Annotated in this window: 7 protein-coding genes; 4 read left to right on the plus strand and 3 right to left on the minus strand. The window is 61.7% G+C overall.

The genetic code is table 11. The features are described 5' to 3' along the window. Positions 1 to 595 precede the first annotated feature (595 nt). From BFV67_RS16960 to BFV67_RS16975, 4 genes are all read left to right on the plus strand, one after another. A complete protein-coding gene (locus tag BFV67_RS16960; RefSeq protein WP_069598705.1) occupies positions 596 to 10660 on the plus strand; it encodes a BapA/Bap/LapF family large adhesin in 10065 nt (3354 codons plus the stop codon). Positions 10661 to 10740: 80 nt separating this feature from the next. Beyond that, a complete protein-coding gene (locus BFV67_RS16965) occupies positions 10741 to 12144 on the plus strand; it encodes a TolC family outer membrane protein (RefSeq protein ID WP_069598706.1) in 1404 nt (467 codons plus the stop codon). Then, positions 12141 to 14333, plus strand: coding sequence for a type I secretion system permease/ATPase (locus tag BFV67_RS16970; RefSeq protein ID WP_069598707.1), 2193 nt, complete (start codon positions 12141 to 12143; stop codon positions 14331 to 14333). The genes BFV67_RS16965 and BFV67_RS16970 overlap by 4 nt, the downstream gene beginning before the upstream one ends. A 10-nt stretch (positions 14334 to 14343) precedes the next feature. Continuing rightward, positions 14344 to 15513: a beta-barrel domain-containing protein gene (locus BFV67_RS16975; RefSeq protein WP_157888834.1), complete on the plus strand. Its 1170-nt coding sequence runs from the start codon at positions 14344 to 14346 to the stop codon at positions 15511 to 15513. Between the two features lie 83 nt (positions 15514 to 15596). Here BFV67_RS16975 and BFV67_RS16980 read toward each other — a convergent pair whose 3' ends face one another. The 3 genes from BFV67_RS16980 to BFV67_RS16990 form a co-directional block, all read right to left on the minus strand. Continuing rightward, positions 15597 to 16106 (minus strand): DUF6622 family protein, encoded by a 510-nt coding sequence (locus BFV67_RS16980; protein WP_069598709.1) that lies wholly within the window; start codon positions 16104 to 16106, stop codon positions 15597 to 15599. A gap of 85 nt (positions 16107 to 16191) precedes the next feature. Continuing rightward, positions 16192 to 17373, minus strand: a complete 1182-nt coding sequence (locus BFV67_RS16985) for an aminotransferase-like domain-containing protein (protein ID WP_069598710.1) — start codon at positions 17371 to 17373, stop codon at positions 16192 to 16194. A gap of 19 nt (positions 17374 to 17392) precedes the next feature. Next, positions 17393 to 18280, minus strand: a complete 888-nt coding sequence (locus tag BFV67_RS16990; RefSeq protein WP_063452664.1) for a LysR family transcriptional regulator — start codon at positions 18278 to 18280, stop codon at positions 17393 to 17395.

Here is an 18280-nt window from a genome sequence, read left to right on the forward strand (position 1 = left end):
CCTATTAGCAGAGTTTTAACCCTGTACAAGAATATATTTCATTACCTAAGTGACATAATATATCTTACATCAAAAACGTTACCCTAACTTAAACACACATTAAGCGCGCTTAAATAATAACGTTTGACATGATATTTAAAATGCTCCCTACCAATTATCATACCGGGACGTAAACGTTAAATAACAGCACCACAAAATAAAACAAAAAAGGCATTAAAAACAATGATATAAAAAACAACAATTATAAAAAAGAGCAATCCATTAATGCCCCACTCATTGTTTCCATCTTTATTTACCAAAGCTTAATTTGCACAACCCTCATTTTCTGTCTATATCATTTTTATATTCCAGAAACCAATTCCTCTATTAATTACAGGGTTTTATAAAATACAAAACACCCATTAAACGGTTTTTTCATAAGTCATTAGATTCGCTCTGATGTTGCCACTCTGACGCATGGCGGGCATCGTGCGCGCTGAAATCTACGGTGAGCGCTGTTTTATAACAGCAACTGCGCCGGGGGCGCCCTTTACCTTCAGCAGAGATGGCTCGTCTTGCTCGCCGTTCATGACACTTCTGCTGGAGTAATAACAAAATGAGCCAAATCTCTGTTATTTCAAAACTTACTGGCGTAGAAACGACCCTGGAAGGTACACAGGTTACGCTGAACCATTCCTCTGTCGTTGAGCTTCACGTCGAGCGAGCGAGCGTCTCACATTTCGCGCGAAGCGGTAACGACCTGCTGGTGACATTGCACTCCGGCGAGGTGATCACCCTTAAAAACTTCTATGTGGCGGACGCGCAGGGCGTGAGCCAGCTGGTTCTGCAGGACAGCAACGGCGCATTATGGTGGATTGAAGATCCGACCGGGGCCGCCACGTACGAATCTATCGCGTCCACGGACGTGCTGCTTGCGGCGTCAGGAAGTGACGCTGGTGGCGCCGCCATCTGGCCATGGGCCCTGGGTGGTATTGCCGCTGCAGGGGGCATCGCGGCCGCGGCAAGTAGCGGCGGCGGTGGCGGCGGTGGTGGCAGCAGTAACAATTCGGCCGATCCGGATACGACTGCACCAAATGCACCTTCCGGCCTTAAGTTCTCCTCAGACGGTAAAACCGTCACCGGTTCCGCCGAACCCGGCAGTACCATCACGTTGAAAGACGCGAACGGCAACGTCATTGGCACAGGAAAAACGGGCAGCGACGGCAATTTTAGCGTCTCCCTCGGGACACCGTTGACCAACGGCGAGCAGGTAACAGCCACCGCAACGGATAACGCCGGAAATATCAGCCAGGGTTCAAGCGTCACCGCACCGGATCTCACCGCACCCGATGCACCCACGATTGGCAGCGTAATCGACGATATCGCCCCTCAGACGGGGACGGTGACCAACGGCGGCAGCACCAACGATCGGCGGCCGCAGCTCACCGGCACCGCCGAAGCGGGATCCACCGTGACGATTTATGACGGCGGAATAGCCATTGGCACTGCGGTCGTCGCCAGCAATGGCACATGGACATTCACCCCGTCCATCGACCTGAATGAAAGCACCCACCAGATTACCGTACGGGCAACCGACGCCGCCGGCAACACCGGGCCAGCCTCACCGGTGTTCACCCTCACCGTCGATCTCACCCCTCCGACAGCGCCCACCGCGATTGTGCTGCTCGACGATACGGGCCTTATCCGAGGAACAATCACGTCGGGCGTGCCTACCGATGCCTCGCAGCCGATCCTGGCGGGAACGGGCGAACCCGGTGGAACCATCACCATTTACGATAACGGCGTGGCGATTGGCACAACGACGGTGCTGCCTAACGGTACATGGAGCGTTACCCCTGGGGGCCCGCTCCCGGACGGAACGCACTCGATCACCGTCACTGAAACCGATGCCGCCGGAAACCAGAGTACGGCCTCTGAGCCTATCATCTTTACCGTGGACACCACGCCGCCGTCGGCCCCAGGAAACCTCGTGGTGTCGAATGATGGCGGCACCATCAGCGGCATTGGAGAAGCAGGCAGCACGGTGACCATCCGTGAAGGCGATTTCACCCTTGGCACAGTGGTTGTTGATAGTCAGGGGAACTTCAGCCTGACGCTGAGCCCGCCGAGGATCAACGGCGAAATCCTGACCGCTGACGCCACCGACACGGCGGGCAACACCAGTCCGACCACCTCCGCGGCGGCACCGGACATTACCCCGCCGCAGACCCCGGTCATCCTGTCGGTGATTGATGACGTGCAGGCCACCACCGGCCCGGTGGCCCAGAATGGGCTGACCAACGACCGGGCACCGACCGTGAACGGCACGGGCGAGGCAGGTTCGACCATCACGATTTATAACGGCAGCGATGCCCTCGGTACGGTGGTTGTTCCCTCCTCCGGCCAGTGGAGCTTTACGCCGCCCACACCGCTGACCGACGGCACCTGGGTGCTGACCGCGAAGGCGACGGATCCCGCCGGTAACCCGAGCGGGATATCAAACACGTGGACAATTAACGTTGACGGGACGGCACCTGGCGCCCCGGTGATTTTACAGGTTGTAAACGATATTCCAGGGCAGACCGGCGCGATCGACGTGAACGGGACCACCAACGACGCCACCCCGACGCTCAGCGGTACCGCTGAAGCAAACGCGACGATCAGCCTGCGCGTGGACGGTGTTGAAATTGGTACAACCGTTGCCAATGGCCTCGGCGTATGGAGCTTTACCCCTTCCTCCCCAATCGGTGAAGGCCCCCATGCTCTGACCGCCGTCGCGACCGATGCGGCAGGTAACCCCGGCCCCGTCTCCAACACCTGGACTCTGACGGTTGACAGCGTCGCGCCTGCGGCGCCGGTCATTACCCAGGTGCTGGATGATGTGCCGGAGCGCCTCGGCGCGCTCAATTCTGGCGACAGCACCAACGACACCACGCCAACGCTCAACGGCACGGCTGAACCGGGCTCAACCGTTACCATTCGCCTGGATGGTGCCGATCTTATTACGATCCCGATCGACGGCAGCGGCACCTGGACCTATACCCTTCCCACGCCGCTTGACGAAGGTCCTCATACCTTTAGCGTCGTCGCCACCGACGCGGCGGGTAACACCAGCCAGCCGTCAGACGACTTCACCCTGAACGTCGATATCACTGCGCCAGCGGCGGCCACCATCACCACCGTGACCGACGACGTCGGCGGCGTACTGGGTTCGCTCAACAGCGGCGATACCACGGATGACACTCGCCCCCTGCTGCAGGGCACCGCCCCGGCAGACACGGTGATCACCGTCTATGACGGCACGACTCTGCTCGGCACCGCCACCCTCAACGGCAGCGGCGGCTGGAGCTTCACGCCCGTGACCCCGCTCACCGACGGTCCACATTCCCTGACGGTGCACGCCACGGACGCCGCGGGCAATACCACCCTCTCAACGCCATTTGAACTGACGGTGGATACCGTTGCGCCTGCCACGCCGGATATCCCGGCCATTACCGTCAATCCTGACGGCACAGCAACGCCGCTGAATCCAGGCGAAACCACCCGCGACACCACGCCGACCCTGAGCGGTACCGGCAATCCGGGTGATACCGTGACGATCTACGACAGCGGCGTCAAAATCGGCGACGCGGTCGTGGACAATACCGGCAACTGGACCTGGACGCCGCCATCCCCCCTGGCTGGCGGCACCTATGACATCACCCTGACCGTCACCAACGTGGACGGCACGGGCAACGAAAGCGCCCCGTCGCAGCCGGTCACCATCACCATTGATACCGAGGCGCCGGCTACGCCTGCGGCACCGATCGTCACCGACAGCGTCACCCAGATCACCGGCCCCGTCCCCAATGGCGGCACCACCAACGATCCGCGCCCGGTGCTGAGCGGCACCGGTACGCCGAACGACGTTATCAACATCACTGACACCGTTAACGGTACACCGACCGTTGTGGGCACCGTCACGGTAGACAGCAACGGCAACTGGAGCTGGCGTCCCGGCAGCGACATTGCCGAGGGCAGCCACACCTATACTGCCACCGCCACCGATGAAGCGGGCAACGTCTCTGACCCGTCGTCAGCGATTACGATCATCGTGGATACCCAGGCGCCGGATACACCGGTGATTAGTGCAGTGGACGGTGCGCCTGATGGTGGCTTTATCACAGATACCACGCCGACAGTGGGCGGAACCGGGGTTAACGGTGAGACGGTGATCGTCTACAACAACGGTGTCGAATTGGGCCGTGTCGTGGTGGTGAACGGAGAATGGAGCCTGACGCTTCCAGCGCAAACGGACGGCCCGCTGAACATTACCGTAGCGGGCGTGGACGCAGCGGGCAACCTTAGCTCGCCGAGTTCGGTCTTTACCGTCACGCTCGATACCGTTGCGCCCGGGATACCGCAAATTAATGCCGTCTCAGACAGCCAGCTCACCAACAACGTGCTCTACACCCGCGACGGCACGCCGACCCTAACCGGGACCGGCGAGCCCGGCACCACCGTTATCGTCTCCGTCGACGGTACCGCGTCAGGTGTGCCGATCACGATCCAGCCGGACGGCAGCTGGAGCTGGACCGCAGGCACAACGCTCTCAGAGGGTCCGCATACCTTCACTGTCTCCGCTACCGATCCTGCGGGTAACGCTTCAGGAAGTTCAGCCCCGCTGAACGTGACGGTGGACACCCTCACCCCGGACGCCCCTGACAATCTGAACCTGGCACCAGAAGGTACGCCACTAACCGGTAGTGCCGAAGCGGGAAGCCTTATCACGGTGAAAGACAGTAATGGCAACGTCATTGGTACCGGGGTTGCCACCGGCGGTAACTTCTCCATCGCTGTCAGCCCCGCTCAGCAGGATGGCGCGACCCTGACCGTGACCGCGACAGATGCTGCCGGGCATGAAAGTCCCGTTGCGAATTACACCGTCACCGGCACGGAGCCGAATCTTCCTGATGTACCCGTCATCACGGCGATCAACGATGACGTCGACCCAATCATTGGCGACGTGAAAGGCAAAACGACCAACGACACCACCCCAACCCTCACCGGTACGGCTCAGGCGGGAAGCCAGATCGCTATCTACCTGGACGGTGGCGTGACGCCCGTCTCGACGGTCACTGCCGACGGCAGCGGCAACTGGAGCTATACCCCAGCCGCGCTTGGCGAGGGGCTGCACACCTTTGAGGTGACCGCGACCCTTAACGGCCAGACCAGCGGCCGCTCTCCGGCGGCCAGCGTCACCGTTGACCTTACCGCGCCGGGCACGCCGACCATCGGCGCCGTGATTGACGACGTCGGCCCGGGCACCGGCCCGCTGACCAGCGGCCAGACCACCAACGACAACCAGCCGACGCTCACCGGCACCGGCGCGGTGGGCGATACCATCTCGATCTACAACAACGGCGTGCTGCTGGACAGTGTGGTAATCGGCAATACCGGCACCTGGAGCTACACCACGCCTGTCCTGGCAGAGGGCAATCACGTCCTGACCATCCGCGAGACCGATCCGGCGGGGAACCAGAGCGGTCCTTCGGCGGGCTTCACCGTCGTGGTGGATTCCGTTTCCGCCACGCCGGTCATCACCAACGTCACGGATAATGTGGGCAATGCCGCCACCACGGTGGTCAGCGGCGAGCTCACCAACGACGCCACGCCAACCCTTACAGGGACAGCGGACGCAAACAGCGTGGTGACCCTTTTCGACGGCGGCACCCAGATTGCCGTGGTCACGGCTGACAACACGGGTACCTGGACGTTTACTCCTGATACCGCCCTCGGCGAAGGCTCGCACAGCTTCACCGTCCGGGCGACCGACCCGCAGGGCAACCTCAGCGCGGTCTCCGCCCCCTGGAGCGTGGTGGTTGACCTGACTGCTCCGACGGTTCCGACGCTGGATAATGTGAACGACGACGTCTCTGGCGGCGTCCAGGGTAACCTCACCAGCGGCCAGGTAACCAACGACAGCACCCCAACCATCAGCGGCACCGGGCTGGCGGGCAGCACTATCCACATCATGAATAACGGCACGCAGATTGGTACTGCAACCGTTGACGTAAACGGGAACTGGTCCTTTACCCCAACCACGCCGCTGGGCGACGGCAGCTACGCCCTGCGCGCGTATGCAACGGATACTGCAGGCAACGCCTCGGCCAACTCATCGGTCTTCACCTTTACCGTGGATACCGCAGCCCCTGGTGTACCGGTAGTCACCAGCGTGGTTGACGATGTCGGTCCGGTCACCGGGACGCTCACGTCGGGTAACAGCACCAACGACGCGCGTCCGACCTTCAGCGGCACGGGCGAAGTGGGTTCTACCGTGCACGTGCTCGTTGATGGCAACGAAATTGGCACGGCGGTGGTCAATGCCCAGGGCAACTGGAGCTTCACCCCGGGCAGCGATCTGGCCGAAGGTCCACACGCCATCACCTTTAACGCGACCGATGCGGCAGGCAACACCGGCGCCACAACGGCACCGTTTAACCTGACGGTCGATACGGGCGTGCCGTTAGCGCCGGTCATCTCGACCGCGGGTGACAACGTGGGCAGTATTCAAACCCCGCTCTCTTCCGGGCAGAGCACCGACGACACCACACCGACGCTGAACGGCACCGCGACCGCCAACGCCACGGTTACCGTGTATGAAAACGGACAGCCGGTCGGTACCGTGCAGGCGGACGGCACCGGCGCATGGAGCTTTACGCCATCAGCGCCGCTGGGCAACGGCAGCCATACCTGGACCGCCACGGTCACCGATGCAGCGGGCAACGTCAGCCCGACCTCGCCGGGCTTTACCCTGATTGTTGATACCGCGGCACCGAACGCGCCGGTTATCAGCCAGGCAATCGACGACGTGGGCAGCATCACCGGCCCGCTCACGTCCGGGCAGACAACCGACGACACCGTACCTCGGCTTGTTGGAACCAGCGAACCGTTTGCCACCGTGAAGATCTATGAAGGCACCACCCTGGTCGGCACGGGCACCGCGGACGGCAGCGGCAGCTGGAGCATCGTGCTCACCACCACGCTGGCGAGTGGTCCGCACAGCTTTACCGCGCAGGCCACGGATGCGGCAGGCAATACCAGCGTGTCGTCCACCAGCTTCAGCCTCACCGTCGACACCACGCCGCCTGCGCTGCCGGTGCTGACCAGCATTCTGGATGACGTGGGCAATGCGGCGACGCCGGTTGCCAACGGTGGGTTCACCAACGACGCGCAGCCGACCCTCAGCGGTACGGCGGAAGCGGGAGCCACGGTGAAAATCTTTGATAACGGCGTACAGATCGGCAGCGTGACGGCGACCGGCGGCGCGTGGAGCTTTACGCCATCTCCGGCGCTGAGCAACGGCGCGCACACGTTGACCTTCACCGCCACCGATGCGGTGGGCAACGCCAGCGCCCCCACCGCCGGATATGTCATTAACGTCGATACCCTTCCGCCAGCCGCGCCGGTCATCAGTTCGGTCATTGATGATGTCGGCAGCGTCACCGGGCCCGTGACCGGTACGAACCCGACTAACGACACCCGACCAACGCTGAGCGGGACTGCCGAAGCGAATGCCACGGTCCGGATCTACGACGGCATCACGCTGGTGGGCACGGTCACCGCCGATGGCAGCGGCAACTGGACCCTGCCACAAACCACCACCACGTTGACGCAGGGCACGCATAACTTTACCGCTACGGCCACCGATGCGGCGGGCAACACCAGCGTGGCGTCAGCCGTGACGACGATTATCGTCGATACGACCGCGCCAACGGCGCCGACCGGCAACTTCAACGCCGACGGTAGCATCCTGACCGGGAGCGCGGAGGCGGGCAGCACCGTCACTATCCGCCTTGCGGACGGTTCAACGGTGACCGCCATTGCGGGCAGCAACGGCACCTACAGCTACACCTTCATTAACAAACAGATCGAAGGCCAGATGCTGCAGATCACCGCGACCGACGTCGCAGGCAACACCTCCCTGCCGGGCTCTGCCCTTGCGCCGGTGGTGCCGCTCTCCGCCAGCAATAACGTTGAGGAGCTGAACCTCAGCACCACGGCGACCGTGACCAACAGCCAGTACAGCGACTACGGCTTCCTGCTGGTCGGCGCCGTGGGCAACGTCCTGACGCTGATCGGTAATGACACCGCGCAGGTGAACTTCACGGTGGGCAACGGCGGCAGTGCGGACATCGTGGTAAACGCCAATGCCACGGGGGCGGTGCTCTCTCTGCTCAATACCCTTGAGCTGGTGGTGCAGCACTACGTCAACGGTGTCTGGACAACCGTGGTGGATACCGGCCAGCCGCAGTTTGCCGATCTCCTGACCCTCGGCGCCACCGGCGTCTCGCTGAACCTGACCGGGCTGGCCGACGGCAACTACCGCGTACTCAGCTATAACACCAACCTGCTGGCGACCGGCTCCTACACCAGCCTCGACGTGGCGGTGAAAGAGACCGGTCCGGGTACGGTCACGGGCGATACCAGCCTCAACGGCAACGTGATCCTCGATACGGACCCGACCGCCGGCAGCGACAATGCGCCGGCCGGCACCACTATCTCCACGGTCACTAACGCGCAGGGCGTGACCACCAGCGTGAACGCCGACGGCACGGTGATCCAGGGCAAATACGGTACGCTGACCATCAACCGCGACGGCAGCTATACCTACAACCTGACTGATACCAGCGCCGCGGTCGTTGGCCGGACGGAGAGCTTCACCTACACCATCACCCATAACGGCGTCAGCGCGTCGGCAAACCTGGTGCTGTCTCTGGGTGCCGGTACGGTCATCAACGGCATTGTGGCAGTGGACGACACGGCCTCGCTGACCTTTGACACCACCGTGAGTGAGGTGAATAACGGCGCCTCGTCTCAGAACGGTTTTACCCTGGTGGGCATTAATCTCGGCAGCACGCTGGGGCTTAACCTGCTGGACGACCTGACCAACCCGATTATTTACAACGTGGAGGAAGGGACGACCCGCACCATGACCATCCAGGCCTCCGTGGGCGGCGTGGCGCTGGCATCGGTGTTCGATCTGTACGTCTATAAGTTCAACAATGCGACCCAGACCTTCGAGCAGGTTCGCGTCGAGTCGGGCTGGCTGCGCGCGCCGCTGCTGGGTGGCACGTCACCGCAGCTGACGCTGAACCTGCCTGCCGGGGAGTACCTGTTCCTGCTGAATACCGCGTCCGGGATCACCGCCCTGACGGCCTACACGCTGAGCGTCCTGCAGGACCATGTCTACAGCGTGGCGAGTATCAGCGAAACGACCACCGGCGACGTGCTGGCGAATGACCCGGTTCCAGCGGGCACGCTGGTTACCGAAGTGAACGGCGTGACGGTCAACAGCAGCGGCACCACCACCATTCAGGGGGAATACGGCACGCTGACCATCAATGCGTCCGGTCAGTACACCTACACCCTGAGGAGCGGCGTGGGCGCGGACCATATCAGCACGCCGGATACGTTCGTCTACACCGTTACCGCGCCTGACGGCTCGAAGGATACGGCATCGCTCAACATCACCCCAACCGCGCAGGCAATGAATGCGGTCAACGATGTCAGCGCCACGATGGACCTTACCTCGGTGCACCACACGTCGGTCTACTCGGATACCACCGTGGGCGTCGCCAGCTGGACGACGGCCCTGTTCTCATCAACCCAGGGCAGCGGCAGCGGAACCTTCGTGGTCGACCCGAACACCGCGCTGCACAACGCGTCGCTGCACTTTAGCGTGGCCTCGCTGCTGGCGCTGGGCGGGCTGACGGTGAACTGGACGATTAGCGATGCCAACGGCGCGATCCGCAGCGGCTCCTTCAGCGGCGCCTCGCTGCTGGGCGGCAGTATCGACGTCCCGCTGACCGGGCTGGATCTCAACGCCGGGACCTATACGCTGAGCTTTACCGGTAGCGTACCGGGGCTCAGCGTCGGGACCATCACCATCACGCCAAGCGTAAACGGCACCACCTACTCGCTGAGTAATTTCGACGTCACCGGCAGCCACACCGTCAACGGCAATATCTTTGACGGCACCGACTCTGGCGGCGTGCTGGATCAGCTCCACTCGGTGGATACCCGTCTGAGCGTGACCGGCTACAACGGCGTGACCACCACGCTGGATCCGTATACCGGCAGCGCAACGGTGAACATTGTCGGCCACTACGGCATCCTGGCGATCGGCGCAGACGGCCATTACACCTATACCCTCAACAGCGGGGTATCGCTCTCAACCATGACGTCGAAGGAGACCTTCAACTACACCCTGACCGACTCTGCCGGAAGAACGGACAGCGCCACGCTGACCATCAATATGGCGCCGCAGTTCATCAGCTCTGAGCATAACGACGCCATCACCGGTACGGCCTACGGCGATACGCTGATTTACCAGGTGCTGAACAGTACGGTGGGGAATGCCACGGCGGGTAACGTCAGCAGCGCCGGAGGCGATCACTGGACCGGGTTCTCGCTGGCGCAGGGAGACAAGATCGACATTGGCGATCTGCTGGTGGGCTGGGACGGTAATACCGCCTCGTTGGGGAATTATATCCATGTCACACAAAGCGGTAGCAACACTGTGATCTCCATCGACCGTGATGGTGCAGGGTCCACCTACACTAATACTGCACTCGTTACGCTTGATAACGTTCAGACCACGTACGACGAGCTTGTTAACCAGCAACACATCATTACCTGATAGCACCTGCAACAGATGACCCGGGCGCACAGCGCCCGGGCATTAATAATAAAGCTGTACTTTTTTATTAGGGACATGACATGGGAATGAAGATGCCTTACTGGTGGCTCTCGTGCTGCCTGATATCTGTGCCCGCTTTCTGCGCAAATCCGGCGGCAACCATCAATACCGGACAGCTTCGCGAAACGCAGGAACTCCCCTCGCTCAACGGTCGCGTGGCCCCGGTGGCGGGCAACGCAGCGCCCGGTTCATTACAGCTTGGCGAGGCCGTCAACCGTGCCGTCACGTGGCATCCGGCCATCAGCGAAGCCGTGGGCAAACTCTACCAGCAGAGCGAAGAGGTGGACGTCGCAAAATCAAAATACTATCCGCAGATTAATGCCGGCGTGGACAACGGGTATTCCCACGACGGCGACCAGAACGGCTTTACGCCGTCGCTGGTGCTTTCTCTCTCTCAAATGCTCTATGACTTCGGCAAAGTGGCCAGCCAGGTGCGCGCCGAGAGCGCTGGCGTTGCGCAGCAGCAGGCCAACGTGCTGGTGAGTATCGACACCATCGCCCACGATACCGCCGTCGCCATGGTACAGGTGCAGACCTGGCAGCAGATGGTCGACACCGCCAAAGAGCAGCTTGAGGCTCTTTCCTCCATCGGCACGCTGACCCGCCAGCGTAACGACGAGGGGGCTACGTCGCTCTCTGACGTGGTGCAGACCAATGCCCGTATCGAAGGCGCGCGCGCCCAGCTGATGCAGTACCAGGCCAGCCTGGAGAGCGCCCGCGCGACGCTGATGAGCTTTCTCGGCTGGAACAGCCTGAACGCGATCAGCAACGACTTTCCGCAAAAGCTGGCCCGCAGCTGCGATGTCGCCGAGCCGGACGACCGCCTGGTTCCCGCGGTACTCGCCGCCTGGGCGCAGGCTAACGTCGCCCAGGCTAACCTCGACTACGCCGACGCGCAGATGACGCCCACCGTCTCGCTGGAGCCGGAGGTCCGCCACTACATGAACGATCGCTACGCGGGCAGCGACACGCGGGATCGCACCCAGTATTCCGCCTGGGTGAAAGTGCAGATGCCGCTCTATCAGGGCGGCGGCCTCACCGCCCGGCGTAACGCCGCCGGACATGCGGTGGAGGCGGCACAGTCCACCATTCAGCGCACGCGCCTTGACGTTCGCCAGAAACTGCTGGAAGCCCGCAGCCAGGTGATGAGCCTGCAAAGCACGCTGCAAATTCAGGGTCGCCAGGAGGCGCTCAGCGCCCGCACCCGCGAACTGTACCAGCAGCAGTATCTGGACCTCGGCTCGCGCCCCCTGCTCGACGTGCTCAACGCCGAACAGGAGGTTTATCAGGCGCGCTTCACCCAGCAGCAGACCGTTGGTCAGCTGCACCAGCTACAGCTCAACTGCCTGTATAACACCGGGCAATTGCGTCATGCGTTCGACCTTGATAACCGCACCATCCAGACCGTGGAGATCCAGCCATGAAGCAGCGTGATATCCCGCAAGGTGAAAGCATGACGGATGCGGCCCTGGCCCAGTGGGCACAGGCCTTTGGCTTTATCGCCACCCGCTACCGCGTCGCCTGCTCGCCCGGCGCGCTGATCGCAGGCGCACCGTGGCTGAAAGGCAAACCGATGGTGCCCGCCCTCACCCAGCTCGCCCGTGAAGCGGGGCTGTCGTTTCAGCTGCTCACCGCTGACCAGCAGTCAATCAACAGCTGGCGTCTGCCGGTGGTGGTGGCGCTGAATGACGGCCGGGTCGGGGCGATCGAGCACTTCGACGGCGATGACACGCTGGAAGTCAGCTTCTTCGACGACCAGACCTACACTAACCGGCTGTCGATGACGGCCATGCTGCCCGCCATACGCCACGTCATTGCCCTGCGGCCACTCGCCGCGCTGAAGGACAGCCGCGTGGATGCCTATATCTCAAAATATCGCCCGGACTGGCTCTACCGGCTGGTGATGCGCGATCTCCGCCCCTACAGCTGGGTGATGCTCGCCGCGCTGTTTATCAACGTGCTGTCGCTTTCCGGGATCGTCTTTTCCATGCAGGTGTATGACCGGGTGATCCCCGCCCAGTCCTACCCGACGCTGTACGTCCTGACCATCGGGGTGCTGATCGCCACCCTGTTTGGCTTCGTGCTGCGCGTGGCGCGCGGCCACATTATGGATCTGCTCGGCAAGCGCTCGGATATGCGCGTCTCGGATCGCGTCTTCGGCCACGCGCTGCGGCTGCGCAACAGCGCGATTCCCCGATCCACCGGGAGCTTTATCTCACAGCTGCGCGAGCTGGAGCAGATCCGCGAGATGGTCACCTCGTCCACCATCTCGACGATTGTCGACCTGCCCTTCTTTCTCCTGTTCGTGGTGGTACTGGCGATCATCGCCCCGCAGCTGGCGTGGATCGCCCCGGTCGCGGCGGTGATCATGGTCCTGCCCGGCCTGCTGCTGCAGAAGAAGCTGGCGGAGCTGGCAAAGCAGTCGGCCCATGAATCAACCCTGCGCAACGCGGTGCTGGTGGAGAGCGTGCAGGGGCTGGAGGACATCAAGCTGATGCAGGCGGAAAACCGCTTTTTGCAGCAGTGGAACAGCTATATCCAGATCACCGCCGAATCCGGCCTGCGCACCCGCGAGCTGACGCAGAACCTGATCAGCTGGGGGATGACCATCCAGAGCCTGGTTTACGCCGCCGTGATTGTGGTCGGCGCGCCGATGGTGATCGACGGTACCCTGACCACCGGCTCGGTGGTCGCCGCGTCGATGCTGGCCTCCCGCATGATCGCCCCGATGGCGACGCTGTGCGGCGTGCTGGCCCGCTGGCAGCAGGTCAAAGCGGCAAAAGAGGGGCTGGACAGCATCATGCAGCTTCCCACCGAAAACCAGCGCGAGGAGACGCCGATCCGCCAGGACGTACTGCGCGGCCACTACCTCTTCGAGCAGGCGCAGTTCCGCTATCAGCCGGACGATCCGCGCATGGCGCTGCGCATTAACCGCCTGGAGATCGTGCCGGGTGAGAAAGTGGCAATCCTCGGGCGCAACGGCGCGGGCAAATCGACCCTGCTGCAGGCGATGGCGGGCGGGATGGACCTGGCGGCGGGCGAGCTGCGGCTCGACGGCTTCAGCCTGCCGCATCTCGACGTGGCGGACGTGCGGCGCAACGTCGGCTTTATGACCCAGAACGCGCGGCTGTTTTACGGCACCCTGCGCGAGAACATCACCCTCGGCATGCCGCGCGCCACCGACGAAGAGATCTTCGAGGCGCTGGAGCTGACCGGCGCGGCGGGCTTCGTGCAGAAGCTGCCCAAGGGGCTGGACTACCCGATCATGGAAAACGGCGTGGGACTCTCCGGCGGGCAGCGCCAGTCGATTCTGCTGGCGCGCATGCTCCTGCGCGATCCGAATATCGTGCTGATGGATGAACCCACCGCCTCGCTGGACGAGCACACCGAGCGGGAATTCATCCAGCGTCTGGGCGACTGGCTCGGGCACCGCACCCTGATCGTCGCCACCCATCGCGTACCGGTGCTGGAGCTGGTGGAGCGCGTCGTGGTGTTGAAAGAGGGCATGCTGGTGATGGACGCGCCAAAAGCCCAGGCGCTGAGCAACAGCCGCATGCAGCAGCAACAGGCAGCAACCGGACGGGAGTGGAAAAATGAAAATCAGTCAGCGTGACGTGGCGGCAATGGACGATCTGGATAACGCCCTCGACTCCGAAAGCGGCTACACCGGCGCGCGTCGGATCGTGATCTTCTCGCTGCTGATGTTTGTGGTGCTGGGCGTCTGGGCGTGGTTTGGCGTGCTGGATGAGGTGTCAACCGGATCGGGGAAAGTGATCCCCAGCTCGCGCGAGCAGGTTTTACAGTCGCTGGACGGGGGGATCCTCACCGAGCTGAACGTCCACGAGGGCGATCAGGTGCAGTCCGGGCAGGTGCTGGCGCGGCTTGATCCGACCCGTTCCGAGTCAAACGTCGGCGAAAGCGCGGCGCGCTACCGCGCCTCGCTGGCCTCCAGCGCCCGCCTGTACGCCGAGGTAAACGATCTGCCGCTGAAGTTCCCGCCTTCGCTGGCGAAATGGCCGGATCTGATTGCCGACGAAACCCGGCTGTACAACTCGCGCCGCGCGCAGCTGGAGGATACCCAGCGGGAGCTTCGCGCCGCGTTAGATCTGGCTAACAAAGAGCTGGCCATTACCCAGCGGCTGGTAAAGACAGGGGCCGCCAGCCACGTGGAGGTGCTGCGCCTGCAGCGGCAGAAAAGCGATCTGGAGCTGAAGCTCACCGACGTGCGTTCGCAGTATTACGTCCAGGCCCGCGAGGCGCTCTCGAAAGCCAACGCGGAGGTGGATATGGTGTCGGCGATCCTCAAGGGCCGTCAGGATTCCGTCACGCGCCTGACGGTGAAATCGCCGGTGCGCGGGATCGTCAAAAACATCAAGGTCACCACCATCGGCGGGGTGATCCCGCCCAACGGCGAGCTGATGGAGATCGTGCCGGTGGACGATCACCTGCTGATCGAAACCCGCCTCTCGCCGCGTGATATCGCTTTTATCCACCCGAACCAGGAGGCGCTGGTCAAAATCACCGCCTACGACTACGCCATTTACGGCGGGCTGCACGGTGTGGTCGAGACCATTTCCCCGGACACCATTCAGGATGAGGCCAAGCCGGAGGTGTTTTATTACCGGGTGTTTATCCGCACCAGCCAGGATTACCTGGTCAATAAGGCGGGCAGGCATTTCTCAATTGTGCCGGGGATGATTGCGACGGTGGATATTAAAACCGGCGAGAAAACGGTGCTGGATTACATGATTAAACCGTTCAACCGGGCGAAAGAGGCGCTGAGGGAGCGGTAGTCAATCGCCGGGTGGCGGCTGCGCCTTACCCGGCCTACATGGTTTTCTCCCTCTCCCTGCGGGAGAGGGTTGGGGTGAGGGCATCAGACCGGAACCCTGGCGACATACACTCCAACATAGCGCGCAAATTTCCCGATAAAGACGCCGGCAAACAGGCCGCCGGAGACGATCGCCAGCGCGCTCATGGCGGGCTGCTGCATCGTCTGGGGAGAGACCGCGCTCATCACGCCCAGCACATACTTCACCCCGAACGCCAGCATCATAAACGGCAGCGCGGTGTAGTCGGCCTGGCGGTAAAGGCTGCGCGGCGCCTCTGCGCGGGTAATCACAGCCTGCTTAATCAGGACATACCCCAGCGCGGCACCGGCAAGGATCCCCGCCGTCCACAATGCAACAGTCCCGGGAGTCAGCGTGCGATAGACTATCAGATCGTAAATATCCCAGATAAGAAAGATGCCCGGAATAATGGCAAGCCGCTCCAGCGTCACGGTGGCGGGCCGTCGGGCTTTAAGGCCGCGGGAGATAAGGAAGATAAACAGCAACCACACCCAGACGGGCGTGTGCGTCACAACACCGATCAGAAATTCAAACATGGAGATCTCCATGGACGATTGCGGCCCGTGCCGCCCTGAACGCGTATTGCGCATAACGGCAAAACCACCGCTATGCGCAGGTCTTTTACAGCGATTTTTTCAGGCGTCGAACCGCTTCTATCAGCTGCTCATCCGTTGGGGTGACGAATGACATGCGCAGCGTTGTCTGGTCCGGCTCGTTGCAGTAGAAAAATTCGCCCGGTACAAAGACTACGCCGTTACTTAAGGTTTTTTCCAGCCAGCGGGTAGTGTTCATGCCGTTGTTCATTTTCGCCCACAGGAACATGCCCCCCTTCGGCTTGTGGAACGACATCACCTCGCCCAACTCGGCTTCCAGCTCCGTGGCGAACGTCCGGTATTTCTGGCGATAGGCCTCGCGGATCGTTTTAATCTGATCGGCCAAACGGCCGGTCTTCAGGTACTCGTATGTCATCAGCTGCGACAGCGTGCTGGTGTGCAGATCGGTGGTTTGCTTAAGGTTCACCACCGCGCGCTTCAGCCACTCCGGTACCACCACCCAGCCCACGCGGGTACCCGGCGCGAGGATTTTAGAGAAGGTGGAGGTATACACCACGTTCTCTTCGTTGCCGATATCTTTGGCATGGGCAATTAACGGGCGGAAGACGTCATCGGTATAGTTAATTTCGCTGTACGGATCGTCTTCGATAATCACGAAGTCATAGCGCTTCGAGAGTGCCACCAGCTGTTTACGGCGCGCCTCAGACAGCGTAACGCCACCTGGGTTACCAAAGCTTGGAACGATATAGACCGCTTTGATGGTTTTCTTTGCCACCAACGCCTCAAGTTCATCGACCTTCATGCCGTCACCGTCGGTGCCGACGGATTCAAAGTTGGCCTGCGCCAGGCCAAAGACCTGCAGCGCAGCAAGATAGGTTGGACGCTCAACGACAACCGTATCGCCCGGATTCATTAACGCGCGCGCCAGCACGTCCAGAGATTGTTGAGAGCCGGAGGTAATGACGACATCATCGGCCTTACAGGTGATGCCGCGCCCCTCGCAGATGCGTTTAATTTCCTCGCGCAGCCCCGGCACGCCTTCCGTCAGGCCATACTGGAATGCTTCCCCAAAATGCTGCGATAAGACGGCATCAGAGGCAATTTTCAGCCCTTCGCGATCGAACAGGTCCGGGTTTGGGATACCCCCACCCAGCGAAATCACGCCCGCCATTTTGCTATGTTTTAATAATTCACGGATGGCAGAGGATTGCAGGCCCTGCGCGCTGCGGGCGAGTTTGTTTGCAGACATTCTTTGATTACCTTCTTTTTTATATTGTGCCCAATCTTAGCAGAATATGGGCAATAAATTCCGTCAGCTTAGGCAGCGGCCGCAAATCCTGACGCCACAGTAAATGCACCGGCCTCGGCGCGGGCGTGAACGGTTCCATTACCCGAACCAGCCTGCCGCTTGCCAGCTCTTCCGCCACCAGCACCTCCGGCTGCAGCAACAGCCCCGCCCCCGCGCGCGCCGCCATGCGTAAGCCATAGCCGTCATTGCATCGTAAAACGGCATCGCGCTTCCAGCGCACCTCCCCTTCCACGCCCGGCAGCCGCCACTCGTTGCGCGCGGTCCACACCGTGTGCGAAAGACAGAGGTGATCCACCAGATCGTCTGGCGTTTGCGGCGTGCCGTGTTGCGCTAAATAGTCCGGCGCGGCACAGATCACCATGTTGTAGGGGCACAGGTATTTCGCCACCAGATCGTCATTACGAATGTCGCCAATGCGAATGGCCAGATCGACGCCCTCTTCCACCAGATCGACCATCCGGTTAGTCAGATCCAGCTCGATGCGTACCTCCGGGTAGCGCTGCAAAAAGGTTGCCGTCAGCGGGGCGATCGCACAGCCGCCAAACGACGTAGGCGCCGTGACGCGCAGGGTGCCTGACGGCGTGGCGCGCAGCCGTTCAACCGCGCTTTCGGCAATCGACACCTGCTCCAGAACCCGTCGGGCTTCTTCAAAATAGACGCGTCCGGCATCCGTCAGGCTCTGGCGGCGCGTGTTACGCTCCAGCAGTCGGGTGCCCAGCTGTGCTTCCAGCAGCGCAACGTATTTGCCCACCATCACCGCCGACATCTCCAGCCGCGCCGCCGCGCCGGTGAAGCTGCCGCTTTCCACCACGGCAATAAACGTCTCCATGCTGCGAAGCTTATCCAT

Origin of the sequence: Enterobacter roggenkampii (genome assembly GCF_001729805.1) — a bacterium.
GTDB classification, from domain to species: domain Bacteria; phylum Pseudomonadota; class Gammaproteobacteria; order Enterobacterales; family Enterobacteriaceae; genus Enterobacter; species Enterobacter roggenkampii.

What these genes read in the sequence shown, in the direction of transcription:
- BFV67_RS16960 (WP_069598705.1), top strand. Translation starts at nt 596, where the DNA reads ATGAGCCAAATCTCTGTTATTTCAAAACTTACTGGCGTAGAAACGACC.
- BFV67_RS16965 (WP_069598706.1), top strand. Translation starts at nt 10,741, where the DNA reads ATGGGAATGAAGATGCCTTACTGGTGGCTCTCGTGCTGCCTGATATCT.
- BFV67_RS16970 (WP_069598707.1), top strand. Translation starts at nt 12,141, where the DNA reads ATGAAGCAGCGTGATATCCCGCAAGGTGAAAGCATGACGGATGCGGCC.
- BFV67_RS16975 (WP_157888834.1), top strand. Translation starts at nt 14,344, where the DNA reads ATGGACGATCTGGATAACGCCCTCGACTCCGAAAGCGGCTACACCGGC.
- BFV67_RS16980 (WP_069598709.1), bottom strand. Translation starts at nt 16,106, where the DNA reads ATGTTTGAATTTCTGATCGGTGTTGTGACGCACACGCCCGTCTGGGTG.
- BFV67_RS16985 (WP_069598710.1), bottom strand. Translation starts at nt 17,373, where the DNA reads ATGTCTGCAAACAAACTCGCCCGCAGCGCGCAGGGCCTGCAATCCTCT.
- BFV67_RS16990 (WP_063452664.1), bottom strand. Translation starts at nt 18,280, where the DNA reads ATGGATAAGCTTCGCAGCATGGAGACGTTTATTGCCGTGGTGGAAAGC.